Source organism: Streptomyces sp. NPDC048734, from assembly GCF_043198675.1.
Classification (GTDB): Bacteria; Actinomycetota; Actinomycetes; order Streptomycetales; family Streptomycetaceae; genus Streptomyces.
Window position 1 is genome coordinate 708,174 of the sequence record NZ_JBICUZ010000002.1, and the last position, 19,819, is coordinate 727,992.

Consider the following 19,819-nt stretch of genomic DNA (forward strand, 5'->3'; position numbering starts at 1 on the left):
TCTTTGGCTTCTGTAGGAGCGTACGGGAACGGGTCGCCGTCAAGCAAATCCGCCCGTGAGGGGGATCGGAGCCCCGCCCGCGAGGGGTTCAGCGGCCGGCCTTCTTCATCTCCTCGGCCAGGTCGAAGGTGTCCGAGGCGGGCGGGGCCTGCACGGTGACGGGCTCGCCGAAGTCGAGGAGGGTGATGGTGAGGTCGAGCTGGCCGCGCCGGCCGAAGCCCTGGAACCGCAGCTGCTTGGTGCGGCCGCCCTCGTCGATCCAGACGTCCATGTCCAGCTCGTCGACGCCGAGCTTCTCGTACTGCGCGAGGGACTGCTCGCGCCGCTGGCGGACGCTCCTGGCCTCGTCGCGGTAGGAGGCCCGGATCTCGTCGACGGTGGCCGTGCCCGCGTAGTGGGTGGTGGTCACGCCGTCGACGGTCTGCGTGCCGGTCGTCCTCAGGTCGTCGGCCGCGGTGAGGAAGGCGCTCTCGTGGGCCGGGTTGCGGCGGACCTTGTCGGCCATCGACGTGGTGTCGACCTTGACGCCGCTCGGGGTGTCGGATCTGCCGGGCGCCCCGAACCGCATCCAGTGCTTGCCGTCCTCGGTGGCCTCGTCGCTGCCGACGTACAGCACTCCGCCGACGAGGCGGACCTCGCCGACGCCTTTGTCCGGACCGCCGAGAACGGTCGTCCTCAGGCTCATGGCCGGCGGCTTCACGGCCATCGCGGCCTCGGCCCTGATCCGGCCCTCCTCCGGCATCCGGCCGGTCATCCGGTAGCGCAGGGAGCCGAGTTGCTCCGTCTTCTCCGCGGCCCGCGCGACGGCCGTGGCCGCGGCCTTCGGGTCACCCCCGTCCGCCGCACCCTCCGACGCCGCCGCACAGCCCGTGACGAGCAGGGCCGACAGCCCGAGGACACCCACGGAAGATCTCATGCACATTCCCCCACGCAGCACACGGTGAACACCTGGTCGATTCACGGCGAGGGTGTGAAGGTACCCCGGGGGTGCGGGCGGAGTCCCGTGAATTCCCGGCGGTCCGCTCTCAGGGCGTGGAGCCGGCCCTCTGCTGCCGGAGCAGCTCCGAGAAGTCGGCGGTGTCGGCCGCCGGGGGCGCCTCGGTGTCGACCGGGGTGCCGTAGTCGCTGTAGTAGGCGGTCTGGCTGTACGTGCCGTTCGCCGACTGGCCCTTCTCGACCTTCTTGACCAGCAGGTCGTCCTCGTCGACCCAGATGTCGACGGTCTCGGTGGTGACGCCGGCCTGCTCCAGCTGCTTCCTCAGGTCGGCGAGCTGGCTCTCGCTGAGGCTGGAGTTGCGGCCGGCGAGGTCGGCGACCTCGACGGTGCCCGAGTAGTGCGTGGTCCGCTCGCCGCGGACCGTCTCCTCGCCGACCCTGCGCACGTCCCCGGAGGCCAGCAGGAGCTTCACCGACTGGTTCGGGGTGGAGTTCTCCATCTGGTCCTTGAGGTAGGCCCCCGAGCCGCCGCCGAGGGTCTCCAGCGCGTCGTACGGGTACTTGATCCAGTGCTTGCCGCCGGCCTGCTCGGCGAAGGCGTCGCCCATGCGCGCGTAGTACGCGTCGGGCAGATAGCGGGCCTGCATCGAGGTGGTGCCCAGCTGCCGCATGGTGTCGGCCATGGTGCCGCCGGTGTAGGTGATGGTGAGGGTGCCGGTGAGGCCGTCGCCCCAGCCGAGGGAGCCGTCGGCCGTCATCGCCATCAACGAGCCCATGGTGGTCGTCGACTCGACCTTGACGGAGTCGGCGCCGTCGGTGGACTTCTCGGCGGTGCGCAGCGCGGCTATCGGACTGACGCGGCTGCCGCCCCCGTCGGAGGAGGCGGCGGCGGAGGAGGAACCCTCGTCGCCGTCGGATCCCCCGGAGCCCGAGCTGCAGGCCGCCACCCCGGTCAGCAGGGCCGCCGCGACGATCGGGAGGCCCGCCCGGCGCGCACTGGTGCCCTTCATACCCTCACCCCCATCTTGTCCCCGTGTCCGCACGGTAACGCACGGCACCGACAGCCGTACGGGAAAAGGGACGAGCCCCGCACCTCGGAAGGTTGCGGGGCTCGTCGCCGACCGATGCGAACCGTCAGGTTCAGACCGCGGCCGGGTCCTCCTCGACGAGGAGGTTCCGGGTGCGGTTGGGGTCGACCAGGATGCCGGGGCCGATCGTGGTGCTGATCGCGGCCTTCTTGATGTAGCGGCCCTTGGCGGCGGACGGCTTCAGACGGAGGATCTCCTCCAGGGCCGCGCCGTAGTTCTCCACCAGCTGGGTGTCGTCGAACGACGACTTGCCGATGATGAAGTGCAGGTTCGAGTGCTTGTCGACGCGGAACTCGATCTTGCCGCCCTTGATCTCCGTGACGGCCTTGGCCACGTCGGGGGTGACGGTGCCGGTCTTCGGGTTCGGCATCAGACCACGCGGACCGAGCACGCGGCCGAGGCGGCCGACCTTGCCCATGAGGTCCGGGGTGGCGACGACGGCGTCGAAGTCCAGACGGCCCTTCGCGACCTCGTCGATCAGTTCGTCGGAGCCGACGATGTCGGCGCCGGCGGCCTCCGCGGCCGCAGCACGGTCACCGGTCGCGAAGACCAGGACCCGGGCGGTCTTGCCGGTGCCGTGCGGCAGGTTCACGGTGCCACGGACCATCTGGTCGGCCTTGCGCGGGTCGACACCCAGACGGAAGGCGACCTCGACGGTGCCGTCGAACTTGGACGTGGAGGTCTCCTTGGCGAGACGGACGGCCTCGAGCGGGGCGTACAGCTTCTCCCGGTCGATCTTGGCGTCCGCAGCGCGGAGAGACTTGCTGCGCTTGCTCACTACTGCTCCTGGGGGTTCTGAGGAGTCGTGGTACGGGCCGAGCAGGCCCTGCCACGTGCGGCCGGAGCCGCGGCTGCTACGAAGGTGCTACGGGGCTTGGAACTCAGCCCTCGACCGTGATGCCCATGGAACGGGCGGTGCCGGCGATGATCTTCGACGCGGCGTCCAGGTCGTTGGCGTTGAGGTCGGGAAGCTTGGTCGTGGCGATCTCGCGGACCTGCGCCTCGGTGATCTTGGCGACCTTGGTCTTGTGCGGCTCGCCCGAGCCCTTCTCGACACCCGCGGCCTTGAGGATCATCTTCGCGGCCGGCGGCGTCTTGGTGATGAAGGTGAAGGAACGGTCCTCGTAGACCGTGATCTCCACCGGGATCACCCAGCCACGCTGCGACTCGGTCGCGGCGTTGTAGGCCTTGCAGAACTCCATGATGTTGACGCCGTGCTGGCCGAGCGCGGGGCCGACCGGCGGTGCGGGGTTCGCCGCACCGGCGTTGATCTGGAGCTTGATGAGCCCCGTGACCTTCTTCTTCTTGGGAGGCATTGCTCTCTCCGGGTCCTAGTGAGAGTTTTGAGCCGTCCGGTCCGGATGATCCGGATGGAGGCATACCGCACAACGATAACGGGTATCTCTGCGCGGCCAAAAACCGAGCAGGTCAGGCGCCGCGCGAGCGGCCACCTGACCTGGTCGGAGGCTTGCGTTCCAGAAGGGGCTAGTTCTTCTGGATCTGGTCGAAGCTCAGCTCGACCGGGGTCTCGCGGCCGAAGATCTCGACGAGGCCCTTGACCTTCTTCGAGTCGGCGTTGATCTCGTTGATCGTGGCCTGGAGCGTGGCGAACGGGCCGTCCGTGACGGTGACCGAGTCGCCGACCTCGAAGTCCAGGACCTGGACCTCGATCTTGCGCTGCGGAGCCGGCTTGCCCTCGGCCTCGGCAGCCTCGCGGGCGGCCTTCTCCTCGGCCTCCGGGGCGAGCATCTTGACGATCTCGTCCAGGGTCAGCGGGTACGGGTCGTAGGCGTTGCCCACGAAGCCGGTGACGCCGGGGGTGTTGCGGACGACGCCCCAGGACTCGTTCGTCAGGTCCATGCGCACCAGCACGTAGCCGGGGAGCTTGTTCTGACGGATCGTCTTGCGCTCGCCGTTCTTGATCTGCGCGACCTCTTCCTGCGGCACCTCTGCCTGGAAGATGAAGTCCTCGACGTTCAGCGAGACGGCGCGCTGCTCGAGGTTGGTCTTCACGCGGTTCTCGTAGCCGGCGTACGTGTGGATGACGTACCACTCGCCGGGCAGGGTGCGGAGTTCCTCGCGCAGGGCGGCGACGGGGTCGACGGGCTCGGCCGGCTCGGCTTCCTCGGCCTCTTCCGCGACGGCCTCGCCGTCCTCGGAGTCCTCTTCCTCGGAGTCCTCGTCGTCGGAGTCCCCGTCGTCGGAAGCCTCTTCGTCCTCGACGTGCAGCGCGGCTTCCTCCGCGGGCTCGCCCGCCTCGGCGTCGGCAGCCTCGAACTCGTCCAGGTCCTCGTCAGCGCCCTCGACGATGTCGAGCTCGTCGTCAGCCGACTCGGCATCCGCCCCGCGCGGCTCCATGGCGTCGTTCAGGTTCTGGTCAGACACGGTGGCTGCTTCTTCCTGGATACATAGGGGTGGAACACGCGAAAGGGGCGCCGATCACCCGGCGCCCTTCGCTCTCGGCTCAGCCGAATACGTACTTCGCGGCGTGGTCGAGTCCATAGTCAATCACGGTCACCAGACCAATCATGATGACCACGAACACGATCACGACCATGGTGTACGTCGTCAGCTGACCCCGCGTCGGCCAGACGACCTTGCGAAGCTCCGCGACGATCTGACGGTAGAAGAGCGCGAGCCGCTTCAGCGGGCCCTTCTTGGCGCGCTTGCCGCCCTTGCGGGACTTCTTCTGCGCCTCAGGCACCTCGTCCTGGGCATCAGGCGTGTCGATGGAGCCCACGGCGTCCGCCATTCGTCCTCACCTGTTCCCGGGTCGTGGCCGTGCCGCGCCCGGTCTGAGCCGCACGGCGGTGCATTTCTGTACGTACATGCGCACACTGCCTGGCGAAGGAGTGTGTAGCAGGGCCGGAGGGACTTGAACCCCCAACCGCTGGTTTTGGAGACCAGTGCTCTACCAATTGAGCTACGACCCTTTGTGTGTTCCCCAACGTACCGCATTCATCCGGATGCTTGGTGTGCACCGGTGGTGAAACGGCTGTTGAAGGCCAACGACGTAGGAGTGTACGTGTTCCGGGGCGCCTCGTCGAACGTAAAGCGCCAGTGAGGGCCCCGGCGGCGGAAGATCGTCGGGAAACGGCCGGAAGATCACCCGGCTACCGCCCGGATCGGCACGGATGTTCGCAAGGGGGCCCGTCCTTGTTCAGTCCGTGAAACCCGTGTGCCGGGCGCGTTTCCTGTCTGAAAACATGGGGCCATGAGCCCTGCAACCCCTCCCACCGAGCGCCGGGTCTCCGCCCGGGTCGGTGCGATCTCCGAGTCCGCCACCCTCGCCGTGGATGCCAAGGCCAAGGCCCTGAAGGCCGCCGGGCGGCCGGTGATCGGCTTCGGCGCCGGTGAGCCCGACTTCCCGACCCCGGACTACATCGTCGAGGCCGCCGTCGAGGCCTGCAAGAACCCGAAGTACCACCGCTACACGCCGGCCGGCGGCCTGCCGGAGCTGAAGGCCGCGATCGCCGCGAAGACGCTGCGCGACTCCGGCTACGAGGTCGAGGCGTCGCAGATCCTCGTCACCAACGGCGGCAAGCAGGCCATCTACGAGGCCTTCGCCGCGATCCTCGACCCGGGCGACGAGGTCATCGTCCCGGCGCCGTACTGGACGACGTACCCCGAGTCGATCCGGCTGGCCGGCGGTGTCCCGGTGGAGGTCGTCGCGGACGAGACGACCGGCTACCGGGTCAGTGTCGAGCAGCTGGAGGCGGCGCGCACGGAGCGGACGAAGGTCGTCCTCTTCGTCTCCCCCTCCAACCCGACCGGCGCCGTCTACAGCGCGGCCGAGGCCGAGGCGATCGGCCGCTGGGCCGTGGAGCACGGTCTGTGGGTGATGACCGACGAGATCTACGAGCACCTCGTCTACGGCGACGCGAAGTTCGTCTCGCTGCCGGCGGTCCTTCCCGAGCTGCGCGACAAGTGCATCGTGGTCAACGGCGTCGCCAAGACGTACGCGATGACGGGCTGGCGGGTGGGCTGGATCATCGGCCCGAAGGACGTGGTGAAGGCGGCGACCAACCTCCAGTCGCACGCCACCTCGAACGTCTCGAACGTGGCGCAGGTGGCCGCGCTGGCCGCAGTCTCCGGTGACCTGGAGGCGGTCGCGAAGATGCGGGAGGCGTTCGACCGCCGCCGCCGGACGATCGTGCGCATGCTCAACGAGATCGACGGCGTGCTCTGCCCGGAGCCCGAGGGCGCCTTCTACGCCTACCCGTCGGTGAAGGGGCTGCTCGGCAAGGAGATCCGCGGGAAGCGCCCGCAGGACTCCGTCGAGCTGGCGGCGCTCATCCTGGAGGAGGCCGAGGTCGCGGTCGTCCCGGGCGAGGCCTTCGGCACGCCGGGCTACCTGCGGCTGTCGTACGCGCTGGGTGACGAGGACCTCGTCGAGGGCGTGAGCCGGATCCAGAAGCTGCTGGCGGAGGCCAGGGACTGACCTGGCCCCGTGCCGGATTCCGCGGGCCGTCTCCTCCGGGAGGCGGCCCGCTGCCGTGTGCGAGCAGGACCACGTTCGGGGAAACGGCTACCCGGACGGCCTCGGCGTACGGCAGGATTCCGGAATGGAGCGTGTACGTGATGTCTCTGAGCTGCCGAAAGCCCATCTGCACCTGCACTTCACCGGGTCGATGCGGCCCGGCACCGTGCTGGAACTCGCCGACAAGTACGGCGTGCGTCTGCCGGAGACGCTGAGCGAGGCCCTGACCAGTGGGGAGCCGCCCCGGTTGCGGGCGACCGACGAGCGGGGCTGGTTCCGCTTCCAGCGGCTGTACGACGCGGCCCGCTCCTGCATCAGAGAGCCCGAGGACATCCGGCGGCTGGTGCGCGAGGCCGCCGAGGAGGACGTGAAGGACGGCTCGGGCTGGCTGGAGATCCAGGTGGACCCGACGTCGTACGCGCCGCGGCTGGGCGGGCTGATCCCGACGCTGGAGGTCATCCTGGACGCCGTGGAGTCGGCGTCCAGGGAGACCGGGCTCGGGATGCGGGTGCTGGTGGCGGCGAACCGGATGAAGCATCCGCTGGACGCCCGCACGCTGGCCCGGCTGGCCGTGCGGTACGCCGACCGGGGCGTGGTGGGCTTCGGGCTGTCGAACGACGAACGCCGGGGCATGGCGCGGGACTTCGACCGCGCCTTCGCCATCGCCCGGGAGGGCGGGCTGCTGTCGGCCCCGCACGGCGGCGAGCTGGCCGGGCCCTCCTCGGTGCGGGACTGCCTCGACGACCTGCACGCCACGCGGATCGGGCACGGCGTCCGGGCGGCGGACGACCCGCGGCTGCTGAAGCGGCTCGCCGAGCGCGGTGTCACCTGCGAGGTCTGCCCCGCCTCGAACGTGGCCCTGGGCGTCTACGACAAGCAGGAGGACGTGCCGCTGCGCACCCTGTACGAGGCCGGGGTGCCGCTGGCCCTGGGGGCCGACGACCCCCTGCTGTTCGGCTCCCGGCTGGCCGACCAGTACGAGCTGGCCCGCCGCCACCACGCCTTCACGGACGAGGAGCTGGCCGAACTGGCCCGCCACTCGATCCAGGGTTCGGCGGCCCCGAAGGACGTGCAGCAGAAGCTGCTGTCGGGGGTGGACGACTGGCTGGCCTCCTGACCGGCGGGCATCGCGCCGCGGGTCACCGGCCGGGGCGGCGTGGCGCGCTCCGCGCCGGTCCGGGCGGACGGTGCCGCACGGTCCGGGGCGGACGGTGCCACGCGGTCCGGGACGGGGTGCGGGGCAGCGGGCCGCGGGGCAGCAGGGCGCGGGTGTGGCCCCCTGACCACGCCCGCGCCCCACGCCCGCGGGTCGGCTCAGGGTCCGGCCCGCGCCCGGGTGGGAACGGGTTCCGGCAGCAGCGGGTAGCGGGCCGACAGCCGCATCGCGCCCTCGGTGACCGCCGGATCGTGCGAGGCAGCCTGCACACCGTCGAGGTAGGCGTGCGCGGCCGCCTCGAACACGGCGTCCACCGCGGCCAGTTCGGCGGCCAGCGCCTCGCCGCGCTCCTGGGCCCGTTCCGCCTGCGTCTCCTGCTCACGCCGGGCTCCCGCCGCCGCGGCCACGGCCCGCGAGAGTGCCGTCTCGGCCTTCTCCAGGTTGCGGTGATGGTGGCGGTAGGCGGCGACGAAGGGGTGTTCCTCGGACAGGGCCAGCAGGAAGGCGATACCGCCGGAGAGCAGCAGCAGCGAGATGAAGGTGACGGCGACCGTGTGCTGGTCCAGGTGGAGCTGCTCCAGCACGGTGGGTGCCGGGGTCAGGTCGACGCCCATCTGGCGGGCGAGGTCCTCCATGCCCCGTCGGGGGCGTCCCGGAACACGATCCGCGCCCGCAGATCGCCCAGGTACCAGGCGGCCCAGCCCCACACCGACGCCAGCGCCGCCACCGACAGCACCACCCACAGCGAGGCGGTGGCCCCGCGCCGGCGCCACTGCCGTCCAGCCGCCACTGCCGTCCAGCCTGGAAGGGTCCGGCCGTCATGACGACCCCGACGGCGGCCGACAGCGGGTAGGCGCTCAGCCTGCCCTCCGGCGTCCCGTCGTGGATCGCCAGGAACAGCGTGACGTACACCGGGAGTTCGACGAGCACCAGCAGTGCGGCGAGGGCCAGCCGGGCCGGCGGGCCATGGCCGCGGTCTCGGTCAGGCCCTCCCAGTGCGCCGCCGGCGGCACGGCGACGGGCACGGGCTCCGGCTCGAAGTCGTCGTCCGGGGCGGAGGCGTACGGCGAGGCGGGCTCCGCGGCCCGGTCCCGGCCGGGGCCGCGGTCCGGGCCACCGGGGGCGACGCGTCCCGCCCCCCAGGGCAGCACGCGGTCGCGGCTGTCCTCGCGGGCGGCGAACCGGGCGGCCGCCCGGTCCAGCTGGGCGGCACCAGCAGTCTGATCAGGAGTTTGGTGACGGCCGTCCGGGACCGCGTCTCCCGCTCGGTGACGGGTTCCGGCTCGCGGGCCTCCCGCAGCAGGACCAGGGCCTCGGCCCGGTCACCCGCCGGGTCGGCGGCCCCGCCGTGCGTCCCGTCGGCCAGGTGGCGGACGGCGAGCAGGGTGCCGCGCGCCATCCGTAACGCCCGCCGCGCGGCCCCGTCCCGCTCCTGCTCGGCGTCCGCGAGTTCGCGCAGCATCCGCTCGGTCGCGGGGCCGTCCGGCGGTCCGCCGCCCTCTTTGGCGCGGGCCCACTCCTGACCGACCGCGGTCGCCCGCCGGAACAGCTCCCGCGTGCGGGCCTCCTGTTCCGCCAGGGCCTGGCGGAACAGGCCCTGCTCCTCCCCGGCCGTCCCCTGCGTCCCGCCCACCGTCACGCGCGCCTCCCCGGATCCCTTTCGCCCACATAGGGGCGGCGCCGCGGGTCCCACGCGGGGGTTTCGGCCGTATTTCAGCCGCACCGACCGGGAAACAACCGTGCTGCGGGGAGTCAGGAGATGCCAGGAGGACCACCATCGAGACGGGGGGCGTCCGCGGCCGCCGGGGCTGCGGATCGGGGGAGGCCCTTGGCCCGCGGCCGCCCCCTGCCCACCGGCACGGCGCCCACGGCGCCCACGGCGGGCTCCGAGGCGCCGCCGGACAGGCCCTACAGCCCGACCCCCACCATCACCGGCTCGTTGACCAGCGTGACGCCGAACGCCTCCCGCACCCCGGCCACGACCTCCCGGGCCAGCGCCAGCAGGTCCTCCGTGGTGGCCTCGCCGCGGTTGGTGAGGGCGAGGGTGTGCTTGGTGGAGATGCGGGCGGGCCCGCTGCCGTAGCCCTTGGTGAAGCCGGCCTTGTCGATCAGCCAGGCCGCGGAGGTCTTGGTGCGCCCCTCCCCCGCCGGGTAGGCGGGCGGTACGGCGTCCTCGCCGAGCCGCTCCCTCACGCGCGCGTGGAACACCGCGAAGTCGGCGTCGTCGAGGATCGGGTTGGTGAAGAAGGACCCGGCGGACCAGGTGTCGTGGTCCTCGGCATCCAGGACCATCCCCTTGCCCGCGCGCAGCTTCAGCACGGTCTCGCGGGCCTGCTCCAGCGGCACCCGGTCACCGGGCGCCACCCCAAGGGCCCGTGCCGTCTCGGCGTACCGGAGCGGCGCGGACAGCCCGTCGGCGTCCTCCAGGGCGAAGCGGACGCGCAGGACGACATGGCGGTCGGGGTCGGCCTTGAAGCGGCTGTGCCGGTAGGAGAAGGCGCACTCCTCGTTGCCGAGGGTGACCGTCTCACCGGTGCGGCGGTCGTAGGCGATCACCTCGGAGATCGTGGCGGACACCTCCTGGCCGTACGCCCCCACGTTCTGGATCGGGGTCGCGCCGGCCGAGCCGGGGATGCCGGCCAGGCATTCGACGCCGGCCAGTCCGGCCTCGACGGTGCGGGCGACGGCGTCGGTCCACACCTCACCGGCGGCCAGTTCCAGCGTCGTACCGGCGAGGTCGAAGCCGCTGGTGGCGATGCGCAGGGCGGTGCCCTCGAATCCCTTGTCGCCGATGACGAGGTTGGATCCGCCGCCGATGACGAGCAGCGGCGTGCCGTCGGCGTCGGCCTCGCGCACGGCGGCGACCACCTCGGCGTCGGTCGTCGCGGTCACCAGCCGGGTGGCGGGGCCGCCCAGCCGGAAGGTGGTCAGCGGGGCGAGCGGGGCGTCGTGGAGTTCCAGCACGCGCCCAAGCCTACGAGACGGCACCGACGGCCCCGGCCGCGCACTCACCACGGGTAAGGGGCGCCCCACAAGGGAGGGCGCCCCTTACCCCACCGGTGTCGGTGAGGACCTCTCCGGCCCCGGGCCGGCCTGCCCCGGGCCGGCCTGCCCCGGGCCGGCCACGCCCGCACCGGTCTTACGACCGGGTCGGGCTCAGGCCAGTCGTACGACCGCCCGGGACATCCCCAGCACCTTCTGCCCGCCGCTGGTCGCGGTCAGGTCCACGCGGACCGTGTTGTCGTCGAGCTTGGCGCCGATCTTGCCGTTGACCTCGATGGTCGCGCCCTCTTCGTCGTTCGGGACGACGACGGGCCGGGTGAAGCGGACGCCGTACTCGACGACGGCGCCCGGGTCGCCGGTCCAGTCGGTGACGACGCGGACCGCCTCGGCCATGGTGAACATGCCGTGCGCGATGACGTCCGGCAGGCCCACCTCCTTGGCGAACTTCTCGTTCCAGTGGATCGGGTTGAAGTCCCCGGAGGCACCCGCGTACTGGACGAGGGTGGCCCGGGTCACACCGAACGACTGCGCCGGCAGCTCGGTGCCGACCTCGACGTCGTCGTAGGAGATCTTCGCGGCCATGTCAGCCCTCCTCCGCCGCGCGGGCGACGAGCTTGGTCCAGGCGGTCACGACGTGCTCGCCGGACTCGTCGTGGACCTCACCCCGGACGTCCACGATGTCGTTGCCCGCCATGGACTTGATCGCCTCGATGGTGGAGGTCACGGTCAGCCGGTCACCGGCCCGCACCGGGCGCCGGTAGGCGAACTTCTGGTCGCCGTGCACCACCCGGCTGTAGTCGAGACCGAGCTGCGGGTCCCGGACGACCTGGCCCGCGGCCTTGAACGTGATGGAGAACACGAAGGTCGGCGGGGCGATCACGTCGGAATACCCGAGCGCCTTGGCGGCCTCCGGGTCGGTGTAGGCCGGGTTGGTGTCCCCCACGGCCTCCGCGAACTCGCGGATCTTCTCCCGGCCGACCTCATAGGGATCGGTGGGCGGGTAGGTCCGCCCCACGAAGGACTGGTCGAGCGCCATCGGCTCGGCACCTCCTGCTTGCTCTTGCGTCGCTCTACTGACCGGTACTGGTCGCTCAACGACGTGAGGCCGCCCCCGATCACTCGGGGACGGCCTCACGTACGAGCCTGAATTATCGCGTTTCGCGGTGCGCGGTGTGCGCATTGCAACGCGGGCAGTGCTTCTTCATCTCCAGTCGATCCGGGTTGTTACGCCGGTTCTTCTTGGTGATGTAGTTCCGCTCCTTGCACTCCACGCAGGCCAGCGTGATCTTCGGGCGGACGTCGGTGGCAGCCACGTGAGTGCTCCTTGACGAACGGATGGGACATATACGCAAGAAAGAGTAGCCGATCGAAGGACCGACCCCACAATCGGCTACTGTCAGTAGCGGTGACCGGACTTGAACCGGTGACACAGCGATTATGAGCCGCTTGCTCTACCGACTGAGCTACACCGCTTTGATGGGATCAGGTCCCGCCTCACGACGGGAACCTCACCCACCAGAGCCCCAATACGGAATCGAACCGTAGACCTTCTCCTTACCATGGAGACGCTCTACCGACTGAGCTATTGGGGCGAGCGATGAAGACATTACACGGTCCGCAGCCGTTCACCCAAATCCGTTCGCCCGACCCCGCCGACCCCCGTTCCGCCCAGGCGGCACACGGCTCCTGAGCCCCTCCGGCCCACCGGACCACACCGGTACGACTATTGCGCTCCTCCCCGACCGCGCCGGACGGCCGCCCTAGGCTCGACTCACTCTGCGTGATCTTGCCCGAGCCCCGGGCAGCGAGCCCCCACTCTCTGCCGAGCCCCTGGAGCGCGATGCCCGACAGCCAGCCGCAGCCGCCCCCGCCGTCCGGGACGCCGGCTTCCCCGGACGGGCAGCAGGACCCCGGCGTCCTCCTGCTGTGCGGCGCCCGCCTCACGGACGGCCGGACCGTGGACGTACGGCTGGGCCGCGGGCACATCGAGGCGGTCGGCACCGTCGGGAGCCTGACGGCCGACCCCGCCCCCGGCACCGGCACCCGCGTGGACCTCGGCGGGTACCTCCTGCTGCCCGCCCCCGCCGAACCCCACGCCCACGCCGACACCGCGCTCTCCGCGGACACCGACGGCCCCGTCTCGTACACCCCCGAGGACGTCCAGCGCCGGGCCACCGAGGCCGCCCTGCTGCAACTCGGGCACGGGGCGACGGCGTCCCGCGCGCACGTGCGCGTCGGCGACGTCCAGGGGCTCGGCTCGCTGGCGGCCGTCCTCCAGGCCCGGCGCTCGCTGCGCGGGCTGGCCGAGGTGACGACGGTGGCGATGCCCCGGCTGCTGACCGGGGCGGCGGGCGCGGACGGGCTCGCGATGCTGCGGGACGCCCTGAAGATGGGCGCCTCGGTGGTGGGCGGCTGCCCGGACCTCGACCCCGACCCGACCGGCTACGTGGAGGCCGTCCTGGAGGTCGCCTCCGAACACGGCTGCCCCGTCGACCTGCACACCGACGCCGCCGACCCGGCCCGCCTGGCCCGCCTGGCCGCGATGGCGGGCGGACTGCGCCCCGGCGTCACCCTCGGCCCGTGCGCCGCCCTCGCCCGCCTCCCCGCCGAGGCCGCGGCCCGCACCGCCGACCAACTCGCCGCGGCGGGCGTGACGGTGGTGTGCCTCCCCCAGGGCGGCTGCGGCACCACCGACCGCCGCGACACGCCTCCGGTACGGCTGCTGCGCGCGGCCGGCGTCCGGGTCGCGGCCGGCAGCGGCACCCTCCGGGACGTCTCCAACCCGGTCGGCCGGGGCGACCCGCTGGAGGCGGCGTACCTCCTGGCCTCCCGCCACGGCCTGCGCCCCGAGGAGGCGTACGACGCCGTCAGCACGTCCGCGCGGGCGGCCCTGGGGCTGCCCGAGGTGCGGGTGGAGGCGGGTTTCCCCGCCGACCTGCTGGCCGTCCGCGGCGACCGCCTGGCGGGCGCGCTGTCGCTGGCGTACAGCCGGATCGTGATCCACCGGGGGCGGGTGGTGGCCCGCACCAGCGCGGTGCGCGAGTACTGCGACTCGGCGGCGGAGGAGGAACTGGGGTTGCCACGGCAGGGGCGGAGCATGTTGCCGTAGGCCGGGGTCCGGTGTTCGTCGGGATCCGGTGTTCGTCGGGGTCCGGTGCTCGCGGGGGTCCGGTGTCCACGGGCCACGGCGGCAGCGGGACACGGCGGCAGCGGGACACGACGACCGCAGGACACGGTGTCCGGCACCGGTGACGCGCCGTACGGCCCGGCCGGGCGTACGGTCGAAGGCATGCGCATTGTCATCGCCGGAGGTCATGGTCAGATCGCGCTGCGGCTGGAGCGTCTGCTCGCCGCACGCGGAGTCGAGGTCGCGGGCATCGTCCGCAAGGCCGAGCAGGGCGACGACCTGCGGGCCGTCGGCGCCGAACCGGTCGTGCTGGACCTGGAGTCGGCGTCGGAGCCGGAGGTCGCGGACGTCCTGCGGGGCGCGGACGCGGCGGTGTTCGCCGCGGGCGCCGGCCCTGGCAGCGGAACGTCCCGCAAGGAGAGCGTCGACAAGGGCGCGGCGGTCCTGTTCGCGGACGCGGCGGTCCGCGCGGGCGTCCGCCGCTTCCTCGTCGTGTCCTCCTACGGTGCCGACCCCGACCGCCGGGGCGACGAGGTCTTCGACGTCTACCTGCGCGCCAAGGGCGAGGCCGACGCGTACGTCCAGGGGCTGGACGGTCTCGACTGGACGATCCTGCGCCCCGGTTCCCTCACGGACGACCCGGGCAAGGGCCGCGTCCGGCTGGAGGCCCGGACCGGCCGCGGTTCGGTCCCGCGCGACGACGTGGCCGCCGTGCTCGCGGAGCTGCTGGACACCCCGGCGACGGCCGGCCTGACCCTGGAGCTGGTCTCCGGGTCGACGCCGGTACCGGTGGCGGTGAAGTCGGTCGCGGGCAACTGAGCGCGCCGCCGGGCGCGTTCAGAACAAGGGCAACTGGCCGGGGATGTCGGACACCACGTATCCGTCCAACGAGGGCTGTACGGCACCCAGTTGTGCCGTGCTGCGCGAGCCGGGGCAGGACGTCAGCCGGCCGTTCTCGCGCGCGCCGGGCGGGTCGTGCCGGGCGAACCGTCCGGCGACGACGGCGATCTCCCGACGACACTCGGGGCAGGTTCTGCGGCGGCTGGACATGCGCTCAGTCTGCCCCAGTGCGCCACGTGGGTACCGCGCGGCAACGCACGCCCCGTTCGCCGCGCGCGACCGGCGTCCTCTCCCTAGCATCGCTACATATGGCACATACCTTCGAGGAACTCGTGGCGAAACAGCGTGCGGCCGACGAGGCGCACGCGAGGGTCCTGCACCTGCGGGACACCTACGGCGCGCCCACGGCGGCCCCCTGGTCCCAGGCCCAGACCGACACCTACGAGACCGCCTGGCGCGCCTGGCGCGACCTCGCCCGCGACGCCCAGGCCGCGCTCACGGAGTACGCCAAGGACGAGAACAGACCCCGTACCGACGTCGAAGCGGACGTGCGGAAAGCCGCGAAGACACAGGAGCGGGAGGAGGCGTCGGGACCGGCAGCGGGGCCACCGTCCGGACCGGCAGCGGGGTAGGCCTCGCGGCCGGCGTCGCGGACACCGTTCGGGCCGACAGCGGGGCCGGCGTCCAAGCCCGCAGCGGGTTGGGATCCAGGCCTGCAACGGGGTCGGCATCGGGGTCAGCGCATCGGTGGAGCCGTCGTCCGGCGACCGATGAGCCGAGCGCCGCCCCCTACCGCCCGTCCGGACCAGAGGAAGCGGCCGGAAACGAAGCAGACCCCCTCCGCCCTGCGTTTCCGCAGTTCGGAGGGGGTCTTACTCAGCGTGGCGGCGCCAGGATTCGAACCTGGGAAGGCTGAGCCGGCAGATTTACAGTCTGCTCCCTTTGGCCGCTCGGGCACACCGCCGGGTTTGCCGCCGTTCGAACCGCTCTTCGGCGGTGCTCTCCGGCAACGACGTAAACGATACCCGATGGGAAGGGGTGCTTCGCCACCCGGATTCCTCACCGCCGCGGCCGGGCCGGGTGGCTAGGCTTGTCCGGATGCGGCCCGCGTCCCACGCCGGGCTCGACGGCAGCCCCACACACGCCGACACGCATCCGATACGCACCCCGATATCAAGGAGCCACAGGACATGGCCGACTCCAGTTTCGACATCGTCTCGAAGGTCGAGCGGCAGGAGGTCGACAACGCCCTCAACCAGGCCGCCAAGGAGATCTCCCAGCGCTACGACTTCAAGGGCGTCGGCGCCTCGATCTCGTGGTCCGGAGAAAAGATCCTCATGGAGGCGAACTCCGAGGACCGGGTGAACGCCGTCCTCGACGTCTTCCAGTCGAAGCTGATCAAGCGCGGGATCTCGCTGAAGGCGCTGGACGCGGGCGAGCCCCAGCTCTCCGGCAAGGAGTACAAGCTCTTCGCGGAGATCAAGGAGGGCATCTCCCAGGACAACGCGAAGAAGGTCGCCAAGCTCATCCGCGACGAGGGCCCCAAGGGCGTCAAGGCCCAGGTCCAGGGCGACGAACTGCGCGTCAGCTCCAAGAGCCGTGACGACCTCCAGGCCGTCATCTCCCTGCTGAAGGGTCAGGACTTCGACTTCGCGCTGCAGTTCGTGAACTACCGGTAGCTCCTGGCTCCCCGGGACCTGGCAGCGGGACGGAAGGGCAGGCGCCACGGCAGCAGTCGCTCTGCCCGTCCGTCCCGGCGGTCGGACGGGCAACGGGTACGGCGGGCGGGCTGGAGGGCTCGAAACCGACGCCGGAACGACGGGATCGCGATCAGTCCCGGGAGTTGCCGAACAGGATGCGGTAGGCGATCAGGAGCACCAGCGACCCGCCGATCGCCGCCGCCCAGGTGGCGCCGTCGTAGAAGTCCTTGGTGATGGGGTGGTCCAGCCAGCGGGCCGATATCCAACCGCCGATGAACGCGCCCGCCACACCGATGACGGTGGTGCCGATGAAGCCGCCCGGGTCCCGGCCCGGCAGCAGTACCTTGGCGATGACCCCGGCCAACAGCCCCAGAATGATCCAGCTGATGATGCTCATGTCCTGACCCTGCCCTTCCGCGCTGTGCCCGCACCGTCCCGGAGCTGTGATCTCGCTCCGGTCGGCCTGTGCGTCCGCGCGTCGTCCACGGCCCGTTCCTACGGTGTCGCCGGGGACGACGTCCTGACGACACCCGGTGGTTCCCCGGCTCAGTAGGGTGCGACCCATGACACAGCCCGCATCGGCCGCCGAGCTGCGGCGCACCCTGGGCGTCGGGGACGCCGTGGTCATCGGGCTCGGCTCGATGGTCGGCGCCGGGATCTTCGCCGCCCTCGCGCCCGCCGCCCGTGCCGCCGGCTCCGGGCTGCTGCTCGGACTCGCGCTCGCCGCCGTGATCGCCTACTGCAACGCCATGTCGTCGGCCCGCCTGGCCGCGCTGTACCCGGCCTCGGGCGGCACCTACGTGTACGGGCGTGAACGGCTCGGCCCGTTCTGGGGATATCTCGCGGGCTGGTCCTTCGTGGTCGGCAAGACGGCCTCCTGCGCGGCGATGGCGCTGACGGTCGGGGCGTACGTCTGGCCGGGGCAGGCGCACGCGGTGGCGGTCGTGGCCGTGGTGGTCCTGACCGCGGTGAATTACGGCGGCATCCACAAGTCGGCCTGGCTGACGCGGCTGATCGTGGCGGTGGTCCTGGCGGTCCTCGCTTCCGTGGTCGTCGTGTGTCTGGGCTCCGGGGAGTCCGACGCCGGACGGCTGGACATCGGGGCCTCCGGAGGGCTCGGCGGGGTGCTGGAGGCGGCCGGCCTGCTGTTCTTCGCCTTCGCGGGGTACGCGCGCATCGCGACCCTCGGCGAGGAGGTGCGGGATCCGGCGCGGACCATCCCACGCGCGATCCCGCTCGCGCTCGGCATCGCGCTGGTTGTGTACGCGTGTGTGGCGGTCGCCGTCCTTTCCGTGCTGGGGTCGGGGGATCTCGGGCGGGCTGCCGCGCCGCTGACGGACGCGGTGCGCGCCGCGGGCGTGCCGGGGCTGGTACCGGTGGTGCGGGTGGGGGCCGCCGTGGCCGCGCTGGGTTCGTTGCTGGCCCTGATCCTGGGTGTCTCGCGGACCACGCTGGCCATGGCGCGGGACCGGCATCTGCCCGGCGTGCTGTCGGCCGTGCATCCGCGCTTCCAGGTGCCGCACCGGGCCGAGTTGGCCGTGGGCGTGGTGGTCGCGGTCCTCGCCGCCACGGTGGACGTGCGCGGCGCGATCGGTTTCTCCTCCTTCGGTGTGCTGGTGTACTACGCGGTGGCCAACGCCTCGGCGTGGACTCTGGATTCGGCCCCGCTGAGGCGGGCCCTGCCGGCGGTGGGCCTCCTCGGCTGCCTGGTCCTGGCGTTCGCGCTGCCGGGAACCTCGGTGGTCATGGGGGCGGGTGTGCTGGCGATGGGTGTGGCCGCGTACGGGGTGCGGGCGCGGATGGGTTCGGGGAGAGGGGTCGGACAGGGCGGGTGAGGGCGCCGACGGGCGGGACGCCGGCGCGGTAGGGATGTGGCGTAGCCGGGGTCGGCGGTCCCCATGGCGGCACCCGTGACGCCGGAGCACACCGGGATCGGACCCGTATGACCGGAGCCCGTTACGCGGTGTGGACGCGCCGGCCGGGTATGCGGGACGCCCGGTGGGGTCGGGCGTGGGCCCGGGATCCTGCGGGCGTTTCCTTCGCCTGCTCGTTCTCCGTCATGTGTTCATGGTGCGGGCTGCCACTGACATCGGGGGCGGCCTGTGGAAAAGCAGCGGGCTGTGGACAACCCCGCTCCGACCGCCGTGGTCGGCGTACGGCGCTCAACGTGCGGCGAACGGCTGGTCCGTGGGCACGATTTCGCGGCCCAGCGGGAGCAGCGAGACCGGGATCAGCTTGAAGTTGGCGATGCCGAACGGGATGCCGATGACCGTGAGGCACAGGGCAATGCCGGTGACGATGTGGGTGAGGGCCAGCCACCAGCCGGCGAGGACCAGCCAGAGGACGTTCCCGAGACAGGACGGGGCTCCCGCGTCACGGCGCTCGACCGTCGTGTACCCGAAGGGCCAGAGGGCGTAGACGCCGATGCGGAAAGCCGCGACGCCGAAGGGAATTCCGATGATGGTGACGCACAGCAGCAGGCCCGCGAACACGTATCCGAGGAACAGCCAGAAGCCGCTGAGGATGAGCCATATGACGTTCAGGATGGTCTTCACTGGTGTCCTGCCATCTTCTCGAGACGGGCGATGCGCTCCGCCATCGGCGGGTGCGTCGAAAACATCTTGGAGAGGCCCTGGCCCGGGCGGAACGGGTTCGCGATCATCATGTGGCTCGCGGTCTCGATGCGGGGCTCGGGCGGCAGCGGGAGCTGCTTGGTGCCCAGTTCGAGCTTGCGCAGGGCACCGGCGAGGGCCAGGGGGTCGCCGGTGAGCTGGGCACCGGAGGCGTCGGCCTCGTACTCGCGGGAGCGGCTGATGGCCAGTTGGATGAGGCCGGCGGCGAGCGGGCCGAGAATCATGATCAGCAGCATGCCGAGGATGCCGGGGCCGTCGTCGTCGTTGGACCGGCCCACGGGGATCAGCCAGGCGAAGTTGACCAGGAACATGATGACCGAGGCGAGGGCGCCGGCCACCGAGGAGATGAGGATGTCGCGGTTGTAGACGTGGCTCAGCTCGTGGCCGATGACGCCGCGCAGTTCGCGCTCGTCGAGGAGGCGCAGGATGCCCTCCGTGCAACACACTGCGGCGTTGCGCGGGTTGCGGCCGGTGGCGAAGGCGTTGGGGGCCTCGGTCGGGGAGATGTACAGGCGGGGCATGGGCTGGCGGGCCTGGGTGGAGAGCTCGCGGACCATGCGGTACAGGCCGGGGGCCTCGAACTCGCTCACTGGGCGGGCGCGCATGGCGCGCAGGGCCAGCTTGTCGCTGTTCCAGTACGCGTACGCGTTGGTGCCGAGCGCGATCAGGACCGCGACGACGAGCCCCGTGCGGCCGAAGAGGCTACCGATGACGATGATGAGTGCGGACAGTGCCCCGAGGAGTACTGCGGTCCTGAGCCCGTTGTGCCGGCGGTGCACGGTACGCCCTCCAAATCGTGCGGCAGGGAACCCTTCGCTTGCGGATCTCGCCTTCTGATCTGCGGTTCCGCTGGTGT

The 19,819-nt window shown here is 71.6% G+C and carries 24 protein-coding genes and 4 tRNA genes; 7 read left to right on the forward strand and 21 right to left on the reverse strand.

Annotated features, from left to right (window positions below; all coding sequences use genetic code 11):
- Positions 1-88: 88 nt before the first annotated feature.
- The 7 genes from ACGFQC_RS08400 to ACGFQC_RS08430 form a co-directional block, all read right to left on the reverse strand.
- Complete coding sequence (locus ACGFQC_RS08400; RefSeq protein WP_363089020.1) at positions 89-916, reverse strand: hypothetical protein; 828 nt, start codon at positions 914-916, stop codon at positions 89-91.
- Between the two features lie 109 nt (positions 917-1,025).
- Positions 1,026-1,946, reverse strand: coding sequence for a hypothetical protein (locus ACGFQC_RS08405; RefSeq protein ID WP_363089019.1), 921 nt, complete (start codon positions 1,944-1,946; stop codon positions 1,026-1,028).
- A 130-nt stretch (positions 1,947-2,076) separates the two neighbouring features.
- A complete protein-coding gene (gene rplA / locus ACGFQC_RS08410) occupies positions 2,077-2,802 on the reverse strand; it encodes a 50S ribosomal protein L1 (RefSeq protein WP_020132674.1) in 726 nt (241 codons plus the stop codon).
- A gap of 103 nt (positions 2,803-2,905) precedes the next feature.
- Entirely contained in the window at positions 2,906-3,340 is a 435-nt protein-coding gene (rplK, locus tag ACGFQC_RS08415; protein WP_020132675.1) for a 50S ribosomal protein L11, read from the reverse strand.
- Positions 3,341-3,509: 169 nt separating this feature from the next.
- On the reverse strand, positions 3,510-4,409 hold the full coding sequence (nusG, locus tag ACGFQC_RS08420) for a transcription termination/antitermination protein NusG (RefSeq protein ID WP_363089018.1): 900 nt from the start codon (positions 4,407-4,409) through the stop codon (positions 3,510-3,512).
- A gap of 79 nt (positions 4,410-4,488) precedes the next feature.
- Positions 4,489-4,776 (reverse strand): preprotein translocase subunit SecE, encoded by a 288-nt coding sequence (secE, locus tag ACGFQC_RS08425; protein WP_356560341.1) that lies wholly within the window; start codon positions 4,774-4,776, stop codon positions 4,489-4,491.
- A gap of 108 nt (positions 4,777-4,884) precedes the next feature.
- Positions 4,885-4,957, reverse strand: a tRNA-Trp gene (locus ACGFQC_RS08430).
- 281 nt (positions 4,958-5,238) lie between these two features.
- Between ACGFQC_RS08430 and ACGFQC_RS08435 the strand changes: the two genes are divergently transcribed.
- A complete protein-coding gene (locus tag ACGFQC_RS08435; RefSeq protein ID WP_363089017.1) occupies positions 5,239-6,465 on the forward strand; it encodes a pyridoxal phosphate-dependent aminotransferase in 1,227 nt (408 codons plus the stop codon).
- Positions 6,466-6,589: 124 nt separating this feature from the next.
- On the forward strand, positions 6,590-7,621 hold the full coding sequence (locus tag ACGFQC_RS08440) for an adenosine deaminase (RefSeq protein WP_363089016.1): 1,032 nt from the start codon (positions 6,590-6,592) through the stop codon (positions 7,619-7,621).
- Positions 7,622-7,818: 197 nt separating this feature from the next.
- Here the strand turns inward: ACGFQC_RS08440 and ACGFQC_RS08445 are convergent, their stop codons facing one another.
- From ACGFQC_RS08445 to ACGFQC_RS08485, 9 genes are all read right to left on the reverse strand, one after another.
- Positions 7,819-8,295, reverse strand: coding sequence for a hypothetical protein (locus ACGFQC_RS08445; protein WP_363089015.1), 477 nt, complete (start codon positions 8,293-8,295; stop codon positions 7,819-7,821).
- Positions 8,259-8,450: a hypothetical protein gene (locus tag ACGFQC_RS08450; RefSeq protein ID WP_363089014.1), complete on the reverse strand. Its 192-nt coding sequence runs from the start codon at positions 8,448-8,450 to the stop codon at positions 8,259-8,261. The genes ACGFQC_RS08445 and ACGFQC_RS08450 overlap by 37 nt, the downstream gene beginning before the upstream one ends.
- Positions 8,451-8,642: 192 nt before the next feature.
- Entirely contained in the window at positions 8,643-9,299 is a 657-nt protein-coding gene (locus ACGFQC_RS08455; RefSeq protein ID WP_363089013.1) for a hypothetical protein, read from the reverse strand.
- A 269-nt stretch (positions 9,300-9,568) separates the two neighbouring features.
- Positions 9,569-10,624: a UDP-N-acetylmuramate dehydrogenase gene (locus tag ACGFQC_RS08460; RefSeq protein ID WP_363089012.1), complete on the reverse strand. Its 1,056-nt coding sequence runs from the start codon at positions 10,622-10,624 to the stop codon at positions 9,569-9,571.
- Between the two features lie 192 nt (positions 10,625-10,816).
- The gene (locus ACGFQC_RS08465) at positions 10,817-11,245 is read right to left on the reverse strand and encodes a MaoC family dehydratase (protein WP_363089011.1); all 429 of its coding nucleotides are present in this window, start codon (positions 11,243-11,245) and stop codon (positions 10,817-10,819) included.
- Position 11,246: 1 nt separating this feature from the next.
- Positions 11,247-11,699, reverse strand: a complete 453-nt coding sequence (locus tag ACGFQC_RS08470) for a MaoC family dehydratase N-terminal domain-containing protein (RefSeq protein WP_363089010.1) — start codon at positions 11,697-11,699, stop codon at positions 11,247-11,249.
- A 112-nt stretch (positions 11,700-11,811) separates the two neighbouring features.
- Positions 11,812-11,976: a 50S ribosomal protein L33 gene (rpmG, locus tag ACGFQC_RS08475; RefSeq protein WP_003948671.1), complete on the reverse strand. Its 165-nt coding sequence runs from the start codon at positions 11,974-11,976 to the stop codon at positions 11,812-11,814.
- An 87-nt stretch (positions 11,977-12,063) separates the two neighbouring features.
- Positions 12,064-12,136, reverse strand: a tRNA-Met gene (locus ACGFQC_RS08480).
- 46 nt (positions 12,137-12,182) lie between these two features.
- Positions 12,183-12,255 (reverse strand) — tRNA-Thr (locus tag ACGFQC_RS08485).
- A 248-nt stretch (positions 12,256-12,503) separates the two neighbouring features.
- Here ACGFQC_RS08485 and ACGFQC_RS08490 point away from each other — a divergent pair.
- Together ACGFQC_RS08490 and ACGFQC_RS08495 are read left to right on the forward strand one after the other, a co-directional pair.
- A complete protein-coding gene (locus tag ACGFQC_RS08490) occupies positions 12,504-13,772 on the forward strand; it encodes an amidohydrolase family protein (protein ID WP_363089009.1) in 1,269 nt (422 codons plus the stop codon).
- Positions 13,773-13,952: 180 nt separating this feature from the next.
- On the forward strand, positions 13,953-14,609 hold the full coding sequence (locus ACGFQC_RS08495; protein ID WP_363089008.1) for an SDR family oxidoreductase: 657 nt from the start codon (positions 13,953-13,955) through the stop codon (positions 14,607-14,609).
- Positions 14,610-14,627: 18 nt separating this feature from the next.
- Here ACGFQC_RS08495 and ACGFQC_RS08500 read toward each other — a convergent pair whose 3' ends face one another.
- Positions 14,628-14,840 (reverse strand): hypothetical protein, encoded by a 213-nt coding sequence (locus tag ACGFQC_RS08500; protein ID WP_363089007.1) that lies wholly within the window; start codon positions 14,838-14,840, stop codon positions 14,628-14,630.
- A 98-nt stretch (positions 14,841-14,938) separates the two neighbouring features.
- Here ACGFQC_RS08500 and ACGFQC_RS08505 point away from each other — a divergent pair, with 98 nt between their 5' ends.
- Positions 14,939-15,262, forward strand: a complete 324-nt coding sequence (locus ACGFQC_RS08505; RefSeq protein WP_363089006.1) for a hypothetical protein — start codon at positions 14,939-14,941, stop codon at positions 15,260-15,262.
- A gap of 250 nt (positions 15,263-15,512) precedes the next feature.
- On the opposite strand, the gene ACGFQC_RS08510 is transcribed toward ACGFQC_RS08505, so the two are convergent.
- Positions 15,513-15,594, reverse strand: a tRNA-Tyr gene (locus ACGFQC_RS08510).
- Between the two features lie 226 nt (positions 15,595-15,820).
- Between ACGFQC_RS08510 and ACGFQC_RS08515 the strand changes: the two genes are divergently transcribed.
- Positions 15,821-16,309: a YajQ family cyclic di-GMP-binding protein gene (locus ACGFQC_RS08515; protein WP_363089005.1), complete on the forward strand. Its 489-nt coding sequence runs from the start codon at positions 15,821-15,823 to the stop codon at positions 16,307-16,309.
- A gap of 151 nt (positions 16,310-16,460) precedes the next feature.
- Here ACGFQC_RS08515 and ACGFQC_RS08520 read toward each other — a convergent pair whose 3' ends face one another.
- Positions 16,461-16,727: a GlsB/YeaQ/YmgE family stress response membrane protein gene (locus ACGFQC_RS08520; protein ID WP_363089004.1), complete on the reverse strand. Its 267-nt coding sequence runs from the start codon at positions 16,725-16,727 to the stop codon at positions 16,461-16,463.
- Positions 16,728-16,893: 166 nt separating this feature from the next.
- Between ACGFQC_RS08520 and ACGFQC_RS08525 the strand changes: the two genes are divergently transcribed.
- Complete coding sequence (locus ACGFQC_RS08525) at positions 16,894-18,165, forward strand: APC family permease (RefSeq protein ID WP_363089003.1); 1,272 nt, start codon at positions 16,894-16,896, stop codon at positions 18,163-18,165.
- A 327-nt stretch (positions 18,166-18,492) separates the two neighbouring features.
- Here the strand turns inward: ACGFQC_RS08525 and ACGFQC_RS08530 are convergent, their stop codons facing one another.
- Together ACGFQC_RS08530 and htpX are read right to left on the reverse strand one after the other, a co-directional pair.
- Positions 18,493-18,885, reverse strand: coding sequence for a YccF domain-containing protein (locus ACGFQC_RS08530; RefSeq protein ID WP_363089002.1), 393 nt, complete (start codon positions 18,883-18,885; stop codon positions 18,493-18,495).
- Positions 18,882-19,742 carry a zinc metalloprotease HtpX gene (htpX, locus tag ACGFQC_RS08535; RefSeq protein ID WP_363089001.1) on the reverse strand — a complete coding sequence of 287 codons (861 nt, stop codon included), beginning with the start codon at positions 19,740-19,742 and terminating at the stop codon, positions 18,882-18,884. The genes ACGFQC_RS08530 and htpX overlap by 4 nt, the downstream gene beginning before the upstream one ends.
- Positions 19,743-19,819 lie beyond the last annotated feature (77 nt).

What these genes read in the sequence shown, in the direction of transcription:
- ACGFQC_RS08400 (WP_363089020.1), bottom strand. Translation starts at nt 916, where the DNA reads ATGAGATCTTCCGTGGGTGTCCTCGGGCTGTCGGCCCTGCTCGTCACG.
- ACGFQC_RS08405 (WP_363089019.1), bottom strand. Translation starts at nt 1,946, where the DNA reads ATGAAGGGCACCAGTGCGCGCCGGGCGGGCCTCCCGATCGTCGCGGCG.
- rplK (WP_020132675.1), bottom strand. Translation starts at nt 3,340, where the DNA reads ATGCCTCCCAAGAAGAAGAAGGTCACGGGGCTCATCAAGCTCCAGATC.
- secE (WP_356560341.1), bottom strand. Translation starts at nt 4,776, where the DNA reads ATGGCGGACGCCGTGGGCTCCATCGACACGCCTGATGCCCAGGACGAG.
- ACGFQC_RS08435 (WP_363089017.1), top strand. Translation starts at nt 5,239, where the DNA reads ATGAGCCCTGCAACCCCTCCCACCGAGCGCCGGGTCTCCGCCCGGGTC.
- ACGFQC_RS08440 (WP_363089016.1), top strand. Translation starts at nt 6,590, where the DNA reads ATGGAGCGTGTACGTGATGTCTCTGAGCTGCCGAAAGCCCATCTGCAC.
- ACGFQC_RS08445 (WP_363089015.1), bottom strand. Translation starts at nt 8,295, where the DNA reads ATGGAGGACCTCGCCCGCCAGATGGGCGTCGACCTGACCCCGGCACCC.
- ACGFQC_RS08465 (WP_363089011.1), bottom strand. Translation starts at nt 11,245, where the DNA reads ATGGCCGCGAAGATCTCCTACGACGACGTCGAGGTCGGCACCGAGCTG.
- ACGFQC_RS08470 (WP_363089010.1), bottom strand. Translation starts at nt 11,699, where the DNA reads ATGGCGCTCGACCAGTCCTTCGTGGGGCGGACCTACCCGCCCACCGAT.
- ACGFQC_RS08490 (WP_363089009.1), top strand. Translation starts at nt 12,504, where the DNA reads ATGCCCGACAGCCAGCCGCAGCCGCCCCCGCCGTCCGGGACGCCGGCT.
- ACGFQC_RS08495 (WP_363089008.1), top strand. Translation starts at nt 13,953, where the DNA reads ATGCGCATTGTCATCGCCGGAGGTCATGGTCAGATCGCGCTGCGGCTG.
- ACGFQC_RS08500 (WP_363089007.1), bottom strand. Translation starts at nt 14,840, where the DNA reads ATGTCCAGCCGCCGCAGAACCTGCCCCGAGTGTCGTCGGGAGATCGCC.
- ACGFQC_RS08505 (WP_363089006.1), top strand. Translation starts at nt 14,939, where the DNA reads ATGGCACATACCTTCGAGGAACTCGTGGCGAAACAGCGTGCGGCCGAC.
- ACGFQC_RS08515 (WP_363089005.1), top strand. Translation starts at nt 15,821, where the DNA reads ATGGCCGACTCCAGTTTCGACATCGTCTCGAAGGTCGAGCGGCAGGAG.
- ACGFQC_RS08520 (WP_363089004.1), bottom strand. Translation starts at nt 16,727, where the DNA reads ATGAGCATCATCAGCTGGATCATTCTGGGGCTGTTGGCCGGGGTCATC.
- ACGFQC_RS08525 (WP_363089003.1), top strand. Translation starts at nt 16,894, where the DNA reads ATGACACAGCCCGCATCGGCCGCCGAGCTGCGGCGCACCCTGGGCGTC.